The following is a 12,736-nucleotide window of genomic DNA, read 5'->3' as shown; positions in this document are numbered from 1 at the left end:
ACTATAAACCTTTGGTTAACTTCTTTACGATATTATAATCCGATAAAAATTCTTTCAGAATTACCTTTATGGCTGTGTAAGTTGGTATGGCCACAATCATTCCAACAACACCAAATAGAATTCCTGCAATGATGATAATTAAGAAAATTTCAAGTGGATGAGATTTTACACTTTTTGAAAATATAAAAGGCTGACTGAAGAAATTATCTACCAATTGCGCAAAAATAAAACCAATCATCACATACATCGTTTTTGGTAAAATTACCTCACTAAAACTCTCACCTAAATTGCTGGACATACTTAGTAAAAGCATTAAAAAACCGCTCACTAATGGGCCAATATATGGCACAAGGTTCAGAAGAGCACATAGAAAAGCAATCACTATGGCGTTATTTATTCCAAAAATTAATAGAACTATCGTATAAATTACAAATAGAATTAAAATTTGAAATATGAGTCCCACAAAGTAACGAGACAGCAAATCTTTAATTGTGTTTATTGAGCGTCTTGAACGTTCTTCCTTTCCGCTTGGGATAAATGTCATAAGGCCTTCTTCAAACAATTTACTGTCTTTCAAGAAAAAGAAAGAAATAAAGAGTACTGAAAATAACCCAATACTGAAACTACCTAATCCACTGACTAAACTATTCAAAAAGTTAGGAATTATCGCAAAATCTAACATGGAGACTAGGTTGGAGTCTTTAATAGACTGCTCGACATCGAAATTGTTAATTTGAAAATAGGTAATAATTTGATCATATAGTCTTTCAATATTGGACTGTAATTGTTCAATATTGAGAAGGGCTAAATTATGACCTTGTTCTATAATAAGTGGAATAAATAGTCCTATGAGGCCTATCAAAAGTCCTAAGAGAAGTATTATAGTTGTAATAACCGCAACAATATTGTTGAATTTTAATCGATGTTTTAAAAATATGATAATAGGTCTTCCTATAAGAGAAATTACAACGGCAATAGCGATGTATACAATTACGGATTGAATTTTATATAAAAAAAACAAAACTAGAGCAGTTGCTAGGATAACACCTAATGCTCTTAGTATGCCGTTGGCTATAATTTTTGAATTCATGCGTTAAAGATAGTTAAAGATGCTGAAATAAAACCCTGTAGGAAGTCGAAGCAGCAAATTAGCTATTCAGTTGTTTTGTTATTTCGTATAAGGTAATACCTGTGGCTTGCACAACATTCATGCTGCTATTATTTCCAAACATATTTATGTGAATTATGGCATCGACTTGTTTTAAAATGGTTTCGGAAATGCCGAATTTTTCATCACCAAGAATTATAACAATGGGTTGCGTTGTTGTTAATTTAAATTCAGTTAGAGGTTGACTGTTTTCTGTGATTTCTAAAGCGATAAGATAATGTCCTTGGTCTTTCAAATCTTTAACTACGGTTTCAATATCATCTTTTACACTATGACTTACGTACTTTTCAGTTGAGCGTGATGTCTTTGTCATACGTTTTCCCAAGGGGATATCTGAACCGCAGAAAATAAGCTGGTCTATACCGAAGGCGTCTGCTATTCTAAACAAACTACCAATGTTTGGTGCATTAGTCACATTATCACAAACCAATGTAATAGGGTGTTTTTGTTTTTTAAAATTGGTGTTATAGTGATTTAGCTGCAAGGGAGTATTTGATTTAAGATTTATGTTTTTGAGAGCAATTAAAAATCAATAGAGTTTTCAAAGTTAAATATAGAATGATATGAAGGCGAACTTAAACAACATATAACTATACCTAAGTATTCGTCTTATAAATTAGATAGTTCAGTTGATAATATATGATTATTTAAAGTTTCCAAAAATTGATAGGTATATGCCTTCATAATTATCTAGTTCTTTTAAACTTCCAACTCCCATCAATTCTCAAAAGCATACTTTATGATATTCGCTCCCATTTTAAGAGCTTTCTCTCTAACATCTTCAGGATCGTTATGAACTTCTTGATCTTCCCAACCATCACCTAAATCACTTTCATAGGTAAAAAGAAGCACTAATCTATTGTCGTGAAAAATCCCAAAAGCTTGTGGTGGTTTCCCGTCGTGCTCATGAATTTTTGGTAAGCCATTAGGGAATTCAAAAGCTGTTTTGAATATGTCATGATTCTTAGGAAGTTCAACCAATTCACTATTTGGGAATACTTTTTTTAGTTCTTTCGTAATATAAGGCTTCATCCCATAATTGTCATCAATATGTAGAAATCCTCCAGATACCAGATAGTTACGTAAGTTTTCAGCATCATCGTCGCTAAAAAATACATTCCCGTGGCCAGTCATATGTAGAAAAGGATATTGAAAAATGTCAATACTACCCACCTCAACAGTCTGAGTGTTTTCGTTAATATTTGTGTCAATATTGGTGTTGCAGAATTTTACCAAATTAGGTAAAGCCGTGGGGTTACTATACCAATCACCACCACCTTTATATTTTAAGATGGCTACATCTTGAGAAAATAAAATGAGAGAAAAGAAAAATAAGAGAATTGAAAATAAATTTTTCATTGGCTTATTCGTTTAAAAACGCAACAGAATGGCAAGCTGCAATTGCGGCTGTTTCTGTGCGTAATCGTGTTTCTCCCAAAGTTACAGGAATAAATCCGTGTTCCAATGCTATTTCAATTTCTTTAAGGCTAAAATCACCTTCGGGGCCAATTAATATAGTGCAATCTGATTTTGGATTTAATTGAGATTTTAAGGACTTTTTATCAGTTTCTTCGCAATGCGCAATAAACGTTTGTCCTGAAAACTCTTGACTCATAAAATCTTTAAAAAGGACAGGCTCATTCAACCGTGGCATATAAAACTGTAAGGATTGTTTCATTGCAGACTGAATGATTTTTTCAAAACGTTCTATTTTTACAACTTTCCTTTCGCTATGATCACATATAATGGGTGTGATACTTTCTACACCAATTTCGGTGGCTTTTTCTAAAAACCATTCATAGCGGTCGTTCATTTTAGTTGGTGCTACCGCTAGATGTAAATTAAATCCTCGTTTAGGTTTTGTTTTTTTTGATTTGATTGAAACCACACAATTCTTTACGTCTGCAATGGTTAATTCACCTTCAAAAAGCCAGCCTTTGCCATTGGTGATGTGCAACACATCTCCAGCTTTTTTGCGTAAAACCTTAGAAATATGACGACTTTCATCTTTGTCGAATTTAAATTCGGAATCGTCTTCAGATATATTTGAATTGTAGAATAATTGCATTATTTGGCTTCCTCAGTAAACTTTAAAACTGTAATTTCCTCAATAGGAGTTCTGTCTTTAGTTTTTATAGCAAGATAAAACTTTTTGTTTTCAATATCATCTATACTGAAAATTGTGTTTAGTTCGCGATTTTCATTAAAAGCAGCTTCATCAAATGCGGAAGAAATATCACCAGGTTTTATCCATCCTGTATCGCCTCTCATTTTAGCCGTTGGGCCAGTAGAGTGGTGTTTAGCTAAATCTTTAAACCTGTAGCCTTCGTTATATTGGGATAGTATTTTAGCTCTAATTGCTTTAGCTGCAAAATCAGAAGTTTTAGCGGCGTCAATTACAATAATATCAAACCTATAATAAGTAATCTCCGACTTATCTAATACTTTATAATAGGTTTTGTTATAGTTTGTTCGAATTATTTTTTTACTCCCTTTAGACAATTTGAACAAATCGTCTGCTAATCTCGTTTTGTGTTTTTCTTTATTAAAAGTAAAAACCTGACCATCGTATTTGCTTTTTTTTATAAATGATAAGGCGTCCTCTGATGAGTTAATTGAATCTAATTGTCTTTCAATATTATTTTGAGAAAAACTGAGTATTGGGATGAAAATTAAAACTATAATAAACCGTTTCATATGGCAGAAGTTTAGTTTGTTTGGGGCTTTTGCAAAGCAACTAAATTTTAAGATAAAATAGAAGTAAAGTCTAATAGAATATTCAGATTTTTTGAAGTCTTAGACGAATACACTTTCAGCCTGATTTGAGTTCTGTTTATAAAGTTGTCAATCTTTCTTGTTTAGGAGAATTTTAAATTTTTAATCTTGCTGTAGCCATCACGTCGAAATCGGAAAAATCATTTTCTAAATACTTCAAATAACCAACAATAGCTATCATGGCAGCATTATCTGTCGTATATTCAAATTTTGGGATATATGTCGTCCAACCAAACTTTTGTTCAGCATCTTTTAATGCTTTTCTTATTCCTGAATTGGCAGAAACACCACCGCCTATGGCAATATGCTTAATGCCCGTTTGTTTTACAGCTAACTTCAGTTTATCCATTAAAATTCCAATAATGGTGTATTGAATAGATGCACAGATATCATTTAGGTTTTCTTCAACAAAATTCGGATTTGCTTTTACTTCGCGCTGTACAAAATAAAGAATGGCTGTTTTCAACCCTGAAAAGCTGAAATTTAAACCATCGACTTTTGGTTTAGTAAATTGATAAGCTTTAGGGTCTCCAAGCTGTGCACGTCTGTCAATTTCAGGACCGGCTGGATAACCCAGACCTAATACTTTTCCACTCTTGTCATAGGCTTCACCAACGGCATCATCAATCGTTTCACCTAAAACTTCCATTTTAAAATGATTAGTGACTTTCACAATTTGAGTATGACCACCAGAAATAGTCATAGCCAAGAAAGGGAATGGTGGTTTTTTATGGTCTTTTTCGTCGATAAAATGCGCTAAAATATGAGCTTGCATATGGTTAACATCAATTAACGGAATGTCTAAACCATAAGCTAATGATTTAGCGAAAGACGTTCCTACTAATAATGAGCCCATTAATCCCGGTCCTCGAGTAAAAGCAACAGCACTTAACTGTTCTTTTGAAATTCCAGCTTTTTCAATTGCTTGGTGAACTACTGGAACAATGTTTTGCTGATGTGCACGAGATGCTAATTCTGGGACGACACCACCATATTCTGTATGGATCTTTTGATCCGCCACAATATTGCTTAAAATTTGGTCGTTGCACAGTATAGCAGCCGAAGTATCATCGCAAGATGATTCAATGCCGAGGATGTAAATATTTTCTTTTTTCATAGTCGATATTAGGCACAATAATTGTTAATTTTACCACTTATAGTCCAATGCCATAAAATACAACGTATTGTAGGGGCAAAGGTAATAAGAATTCATCATTTTAACTCATAAATTCTATCAAACGGATACTCAAAATATTAGGTAAAGTACTAGCGATTATATTGCTATTATTTTTCATTTTGTTTTTGGTACTTTCTATACCTGCGGTACAAACCCAGTTAGGAAGGTATGCGACAGATAGAATAAACGACGATTTTAAAACTAATATTAATATTGGTCGTATAGGACTTCAACTTAATGGTGATATTGAGCTAAAAGGCATATTAATTAGAGATTATAAAAAAGATACTTTGATAAGTATCGGGAAGTTAAATAGCTCTATTGTCAGTTTTAAAAACCTTGTTAATAGCAAGCTGAATTTTGGAGATATAGATATTCAAGATGCTATTTTTAATCTAAGAACCTATGAAGGAGAAGAAGATACGAACTTAGATGTTTTTGTTGCTAAATTCGATGATGACAATCCGAGAGTTGGACCAAGCGAATTTTTATTTTCTTCAAGCGACGTTTCTATTGAAAATGGAAAGTTCAGGATGATTGATGATAACTTAGATACGCCTAAAATATTTGAGTTTACGGAATTAAAAACCAATATCACGAACTTTTTAATTAATGGCCCAGAAGTAAGTACACGAATCAATAAATTTAGTTTTGTTGATAGTCGAGGGATTGCCGTGAAAAATTTAATGGCGAATTTCGAGTACACTTTAGAGTACATGGTTTTTAGTGATTTAAATATTAGAACGGAGCTGTCTGAATTAAAAGGTGATTTAAGATTTAATTATAAACGAGAAGATCTTAAGGACTTTACAGATAAAGTAAATATTGAAGCCAGCTTTAGAGATTCAGACGTTTCCCTTACCGAACTTAATGTGTTTTTTGATGAATTTGGTACGAATCAACATGCCAGCTTAAATGCCGATTTATCAGGAACATTAAATAATCTTGAAGCTACCAATCTAAATATTAGCACCACTAGAAACACGAGAATAATTGGCGATATTACCTTCAAGAATTTATTCAGTAAAGAGGATGATACTTTTGCCTTACGTGGTAATTTTCAAAATTTAGCTTCAAACTATAATGATTTAACAGCTCTATTACCAAGAATTTTAGGAAAATCTATACCAACCGTAATTTCTAAAGTTGGTAATTTCAATATACAGGGAAATTCGTTTATTACAACCAAACGCGTTGAAGCCAATATTAAAATTGATACAGATTTAGGTTTGATTAATTCAGACTTAGAAATCACTAATATCGATGATATTGATAATGCCAACTATATTGGGAATATTGTTTTAGACAAGTTTGATATTGGGAAGTTGCTCAATGATCCTTTGGTGCAACGAACCTCATTGAATTTAGATGTAGATGGAAAAGGTTTCACTATTGATAACTTAAGGACAGATGTTCGAGGTGATATATTTACTTTGGGTTACAATGGTTATACCTATAGAGATATTGAATTGTCTGGAGATTTAGGAAATAAAATTTTTAATGGAATTCTTAGTGTTGAAGATCTTAACTTACAGCTCGATTTTAATGGCTTAGTTGATTTTTCTGAAGCCATAAAAAAATTCAATTTCCAAGCCAACGTAGGTTATGCCAACCTTAATCGTTTGAATTTTGTTAGTAGAGATAGTATTTCAGAATTTAGAGGGTTGGTAACAATGGATGCTACAGGTTCTACCTTAGATAATGCGGTTGGAGAAATTAATATAAAAAACACCACATATAAGAATCAAGACGGAAACTATGGATTTGAGGATTTTGAAATTGTTTCTTCCTTCGAGAATGAAGAGAGAACTATTACTATAAACTCTCCAGATATTATTAATGGACATGTTACAGGCAAGTTCAGAATTAAGGATATTATAGGCTTGGTGGAAAACTCGGTTGGGAGTATTTATACCAATTACTTACCTAATGTCGTAGATGAAGGACAGTATTTAAATTTTAAATTCAATATTTACTCTAAAATAGCAGCCGTGTTTTTTAAGGATTTAACCTTAGGGAAAAACACCTTTATAGAAGGTAGAATTGAAACTGATGAAAAAGGATTTGATCTCACTTTTAATTCTCCTGAAATAAAATTCAGAGATTATTTTGCTAACAATATCAACTTAACTGTAGACAACAGTAATCCTTTATATAATACCTATATTGAAATTGACAGCCTTAAAACAGGAGTTTATAATGTCTCTCAGTTTAGTTTAATTAATGTGACCAAGCGGGATACCCTGTTATTTAAAACCGAATTTAAAGGCGGTAAGAATAATAGCGATAATTTCGACCTTAATTTATTTTATACCATTGACGAAACAAATAAATCGGTACTTGGATTTAGGAAATCTGATGTAAAGTTTAAAGGTTTCGATTGGCTACTTAATGAACAAAAGGATACATTAAATAAAGTCCGATTTGATAGAAAGTTCGAAACCTTCGATATTTCCCCAATTAATATAACTCAAGGCGATGAATCTATCTTAGTTTCTGGACAAGTTTCAGACTCGTTAAATAAAGATTTTAATGTCGACTTTAAAGATGTTCAATTAGTTAAGATTACCCCTAGAATAGACAGTTTGGCTTTGCAAGGCTTGGTGAATGGAAAGTTAGATATTGTTCAGGCTAATGGAGTTTATTTACCAAAATCTGATGTAGAAATCAGTGGTCTTTTTGTGAACGATTTTGATTTAGGTAACCTTAAAGCAAAAATCGAAGGGAATAACTCTATCACCAATTATGATGTTGATGTTACTTTAATTAATGATAATTTAAAGTCCCTTGATGCTAAAGGTAATATTGATGTTGGCGAAGAAAACCCAACCATAGATTTAGATGTTTCGTTTGAAGAGTTTTTACTAGACCCGCTCAACCCTCTAGGTGAAGGCGTGATTAGTAATATTAGAGGTTTAGTATCTGGTAATGCGAAGGTATCAGGGAGTTTGCGAAAACCAAGTATAGATGGAGAGCTGTTATTAGATAGAGCAGGACTGTCTATTCCGTATCTCAATGTCGATTATGGCTTCGACTTTGATTCTAAAGTAACCTTAAAGGGACAGCAATTTATATTCAATGATGTTACCATGACAGATTCCAAATATTTTTCCAAAGGAAGTCTGAATGGTTTTATTGAACACAATAATTTCTCAGATTGGAAATTAGGTCTAATATTAAACACAGATAGATTGCTTGTTTTAAATACTGAAGAATCTGAAGATGAATTGTATTATGGTACAGGCTTTATTTCTGGAACTGCCGAGATTAAAGGACCAACAGACCAGTTAGTAATTCAAGTAAAGAATGGAAGAACGGAATCAGGTACGGAATTTTTCATTCCGTTAAACGATTCAGAAAGTTTTGGTGATAACTCCTATATTCACTTTTTAACTCCTGAAGAAAAAGCAGCAAGAATCAATGGTGAGATTACAGAAATTATAGAAGTTAAAGGCTTGGTTTTAGATTTTGATTTAAATGTGAACCAAAATGCGACTATTGAAATTGTAATAGACAAAGAGGCAGGTAGTACAATAAGAGGACGAGGAGAAGGGACCCTTAATTTTTTAATTAATACCAACGGTACTTTTAATATGTGGGGCGATTTTGCCGTGTACGAAGGTTATTATAATTTTAAGTACGGTGGAATTGTAGAAAAGAAATTTAAAGTTGAGCAAGGTGGGAATATTGTTTGGGAAGGAGATCCCTTAGCAGCAGAGTTAAACCTTAAAGCGGTTTATGAAGGCAGTGCTAACCCTTCAGTACTTTTGGATAATCCGATTAACCAAAGTATCGATGTGGAGGTGGAGATACATCTTACAGGTCAATTAGAGCAACCGGATCCGCAATTTGATTTCAGATTTCCTAATGTAAGTTCTACTGTGAAATCGGAGTTAGATTATAGGCTGTCTTCAAGAGACGAACGAAACAACCAAGCTTTGATTTTCTTAGCGACTGGAGGTTTTTCAAACGGGGTGAGAGGTGCGAATTTTACAGGTACTATCTCTGAGCGACTCACCGGAATTGTAAATAATTTGTTTGGATCAAGTGATGGAAATTTAGATGTTGGTTTCGATTTTGAAATAGGTCAAGATACTCCAGAGCTACAAACAAATAATAAGGTAGGTGTTACACTTCAAACTAAAATAAGCGATCGAGTACTAGTTAACGGAAAGGTGGGAGTGCCGTTTGGAAGTGCTAGTCAAACAGTTATAAGTGGTGACGTTCAAATTGATTTACTTTTAAATGAAGATGGTACTTTACGTGCTAAGGTTTTTAATAGAGAAAATAGAATTAGAAATTTTGGTGAAGAGATAGGTTATACACAAGGTGTAGGTTTATCTTATAATGTAGAATTTGACTCGTTTAAAGAATTACTTCGAATTATCTTTTCAGGTAAGAACAGAACAGATAAAAAGGAAGAGAAAAAAGATGAAAAGCGAAAAGGTAAAGCCGACGGGTTTTTACCGGAATTCATCACAATTAAGGAAGAAAAGACAGAAAATAAGTCTTAAAAACTCAATATTCTTCCCATTTCAAAAAATACTTATTAACGAAAACGTTTGAAATTATTTATAGGTATGTATTTTATGACAATAGTCATTTAATTCTCTCTATTGTTTCTTAAATTTACTTATAAATAATTTTTAAATGCAACGTACAATTAAAAAAATAGGTGTATTAACATCTGGAGGTGATGCGCCTGGAATGAATGCAGCAATAAGATCTGTTGTTAGAACTTGCGCCTATCATAATATTAAGTGTTACGGAATATATAGAGGCTACGAAGGCATAATTGATGGTGACTTTGTAGAAATGGGACCACGTAGTGTTAAAGGACTTATTAATAAAGGTGGAACTATGTTAAAGTCTGCACGTTCCAAAACGTTTAGAACTAAAGAAGGAAGGCAACTAGCCCATGACAACCTGATAAAAGCGGGTATTGAAGCCTTGGTGGTTATTGGAGGTGACGGTAGTTTTACCGGATCTATGGTTTTTAATGAAGAATATAATTTCCCAGTTATGGGAATACCAGGTACAATAGATAATGACATCTTTGGGACGTCTCATACCTTAGGCTATGATACCGCTTTAAATACGGTTGTAGAAGTTATAGATAAAATTAGAGATACAGCAAGTTCACATAACAGACTATTCTTTGTGGAGGTTATGGGGCGCGATGCTGGTCATATAGCTTTAAATGTTGGAATTGGAGCAGGAGCTGAGGAGATTTTAATACCTGAAGAAGATTTAGGATTAGAGCGACTTTTAGAGTCGTTAAGGCGAAGTAAACAATCCGGTAAATCCTCAAGTATTGTCGTTGTGGCTGAAGGTGATAAAATAGGTAAAAATGTTTTTGAGCTTAAGGATTATGTTGAAGAAAATATGACAGAATATGAAGTGCGAGTTTCTGTTTTAGGACATATGCAACGTGGTGGTCCTCCGTCTTGCTTTGATCGTGTTCTTGCAAGTAGAATGGGAGTAAAAGCTGTAGAAAGCTTATTAGAAGGAAAGAGTAACTACATGGTAGGTATAAAAAATGATGTCATGGATTTAACGCCTTTTGATCAAGCGGTGAAAGGAAAATCAAAAATAAATAAGGAACTTTTAAGAGTTTCTGATATTATGTCAACATAAAATAAAAATAATAAAATTTAAAAAATAAATATAGATATGGCAAATTTGAAATTAGGAATTAATGGTTTTGGTAGAATAGGAAGGCTTGTATTCAGAGCTGCAATGAAGCGTAATGATGTAGACGTAGTTGCTATTAACGATTTATTAGATGTAGAGCATTTGGCTTACTTGTTAAAATATGATTCCGTCCACGGGAGATTTGATGGAACTGTAGAAGTTGAAGAAGGACACTTAGTTGTAAATGGGAAGAAAGTAAGAGTATCTGCTGAGAAAGATCCTAAGAGTTTGAAATGGGATAGTGTTGGTACTGATGTCGTTGCCGAATGTACCGGAATTTTTAAATCGATGGAAACAGCACAGTATCATATTGATGGTGGCGCTAAGAAAGTTGTGATTTCTGCACCAAGTAGGGATGTGCCAATGTTTGTAATGGGTGTGAATTCTGATAATCTTACGGCTAATGATAAAATTGTATCAAATGCATCATGTACCACCAACTGTTTGGCTCCTTTAGCTAAAGTGATTGAAGATAACTTTGGAATTGAAGAGGCCTTAATGACCACTATACACGCAGCGACCTCCTCGCAACTGACAGTAGATGGACCTTCTCGTAAAAATTACCGCTTAGGCCGTTCGGCTATAAACAATATTATTCCAACAACTACTGGTGCAGCAAAGGCTGTAGGTAAGGTGATCCCAAAATTAGATGGAAAAATTACAGGAATGGCATTTAGAGTACCAACGGCTGATGTTTCTGTAGTAGATTTAACGGTGAAAACTAAGAAAGCAACCTCTTTAGAAGAAATTAAAGAAGTAATGAAAAAAGCTTCAGAAGGTTCATTGAAAGGAATAGTAGGATATACTGAAGATGCTGTAGTTTCTCAAGATTTTGTTGGAGAAATAAAAACTAGTGTTTTTGATGCTGATGCATCTATTGAATTAAATCCAACATTCTTCAAATTAGTATCTTGGTACGATAACGAATTTGGATATTCAAACAAAATGATTGATTTAGCTTTAAAAGTTAATAGTTTATAATTAGATGTTTTAATTCTAAAATTCCGTAGGCTTATGAATTGGTCATACCTACGGAATTTTTAATTTATAGTCAATATGATTTTAATAACAGATGGTGGTTCTACAAAATGCGATTGGATTGCATTAGATTCAAATGGAAAACAAGCGGCTGATAAAATCCGAACGAAAGGATTAAATCCTGCAATTATTTCAGAAAAAAAACTGCATAAAACTATTCGCAAGAATAAAGAGTTGATGGCAATAGCCGATAAGGTTACACATATTTATTTTTATGGAGCTGGCTGTGGAACAGAAAAACCGAGACTGCTATTGAAATCAATCATTGAGTCATTATTTAAAAATGCTGAGGTTGAAGTAAGAGAAGATACTTATGCTGCCGTAAGAGCCTGTATAGATAGCAATAATGAAGCAGCAATCGTTTGCATTTTAGGAACGGGATCTAATTGTAGTTATTTTGACGGTCAAGATTTACACCAACGAATTTCTAGTCTAGGTTTTATATTAATGGATGATGCCAGTGGAAACTATTTTGGGAAGCAATTAATCAGAGATTATTATTTCGAAAAAATGCCAGACACGATTAGAGTTGCATTTGCTCATAAGTACAATTTAGATGCGGATTTTATTAAATACAATTTATATAAGCAAACGAATCCAAGTGCATATTTAGCAGATCACGCTGAGTTTATGTTTTTGAATAAGGACTCTGAGTATATAAAAACTATGATTACCAAAGGAATTCGATTATTTACAGAAAATATGATTCTTCAGTTTAAAAAAGAATTAGACGAAGGTGTACCTGTTCACTTCGCAGGTTCTATAGCCTTTTTTGCCAAGGAGGAAATAAAACAAGTAGCGAAAGAATACGGATTTAAAGTTGGGAATTTTGTAAGACGACCAATAGACGGTTTAGTCGATTATCATATAAAAAATATTTAATA

Annotated in this window: 10 protein-coding genes; 4 read left to right on the top strand and 6 right to left on the bottom strand. The window is 33.2% G+C overall.

The window, feature by feature from the left end; genetic code table 11:
- Window position 1 precedes the first annotated feature (1 nt).
- The 6 genes from DFQ11_RS07015 to tsaD all read right to left on the bottom strand — a co-directional run bounded on the left by DFQ11_RS07015 (window position 2) and on the right by tsaD (window position 5,060).
- A complete protein-coding gene (locus DFQ11_RS07015; protein WP_110475155.1) occupies window positions 2–1,090 on the bottom strand; it encodes an AI-2E family transporter in 1,089 nt (362 codons plus the stop codon).
- Window positions 1,091–1,148: 58 nt separating this feature from the next.
- On the bottom strand, window positions 1,149–1,652 hold the full coding sequence (locus tag DFQ11_RS07010; protein ID WP_110475154.1) for a TrmH family RNA methyltransferase: 504 nt from the start codon (window positions 1,650–1,652) through the stop codon (window positions 1,149–1,151).
- A 233-nt stretch (window positions 1,653–1,885) separates the two neighbouring features.
- A complete protein-coding gene (locus DFQ11_RS07005; RefSeq protein ID WP_110475153.1) occupies window positions 1,886–2,527 on the bottom strand; it encodes a DUF4159 domain-containing protein in 642 nt (213 codons plus the stop codon).
- A 4-nt stretch (window positions 2,528–2,531) separates the two neighbouring features.
- Entirely contained in the window at window positions 2,532–3,236 is a 705-nt protein-coding gene (locus DFQ11_RS07000) for a 16S rRNA (uracil(1498)-N(3))-methyltransferase (protein WP_110475152.1), read from the bottom strand.
- Window positions 3,236–3,865, bottom strand: a complete 630-nt coding sequence (locus DFQ11_RS06995) for a peptidylprolyl isomerase (protein ID WP_110475151.1) — start codon at window positions 3,863–3,865, stop codon at window positions 3,236–3,238. Before DFQ11_RS06995 ends, DFQ11_RS07000 begins: the two co-directional genes overlap by 1 nt.
- 172 nt (window positions 3,866–4,037) lie before the next feature.
- Window positions 4,038–5,060: a tRNA (adenosine(37)-N6)-threonylcarbamoyltransferase complex transferase subunit TsaD gene (gene tsaD / locus DFQ11_RS06990; RefSeq protein WP_110475150.1), complete on the bottom strand. Its 1,023-nt coding sequence runs from the start codon at window positions 5,058–5,060 to the stop codon at window positions 4,038–4,040.
- 185 nt (window positions 5,061–5,245) lie between these two features.
- On the opposite strand from tsaD, the gene DFQ11_RS06985 reads away from it, so the two are divergent.
- From DFQ11_RS06985 to DFQ11_RS06970, 4 genes are all read left to right on the top strand, one after another.
- Window positions 5,246–9,634 (top strand): translocation/assembly module TamB domain-containing protein, encoded by a 4,389-nt coding sequence (locus DFQ11_RS06985; RefSeq protein WP_229791259.1) that lies wholly within the window; start codon window positions 5,246–5,248, stop codon window positions 9,632–9,634.
- 136 nt (window positions 9,635–9,770) lie between these two features.
- The gene (pfkA, locus tag DFQ11_RS06980) at window positions 9,771–10,757 is read left to right on the top strand and encodes a 6-phosphofructokinase (RefSeq protein WP_110475149.1); all 987 of its coding nucleotides are present in this window, start codon (window positions 9,771–9,773) and stop codon (window positions 10,755–10,757) included.
- 36 nt (window positions 10,758–10,793) lie between these two features.
- The gene (gene gap, locus DFQ11_RS06975; protein WP_110475148.1) at window positions 10,794–11,795 is read left to right on the top strand and encodes a type I glyceraldehyde-3-phosphate dehydrogenase; all 1,002 of its coding nucleotides are present in this window, start codon (window positions 10,794–10,796) and stop codon (window positions 11,793–11,795) included.
- Window positions 11,796–11,870: 75 nt separating this feature from the next.
- Window positions 11,871–12,734 carry an N-acetylglucosamine kinase gene (locus DFQ11_RS06970; protein ID WP_110475147.1) on the top strand — a complete coding sequence of 288 codons (864 nt, stop codon included), beginning with the start codon at window positions 11,871–11,873 and terminating at the stop codon, window positions 12,732–12,734.
- Window positions 12,735–12,736 lie beyond the last annotated feature (2 nt).

The organism is Winogradskyella epiphytica, from assembly GCF_003217215.1.
Classification (GTDB): domain Bacteria; phylum Bacteroidota; class Bacteroidia; order Flavobacteriales; family Flavobacteriaceae; genus Winogradskyella; species Winogradskyella epiphytica.
The sequence above is the reverse complement of the archived record's forward strand: the minus strand, read 5'-3'. Positions and strand labels throughout refer to the sequence as shown.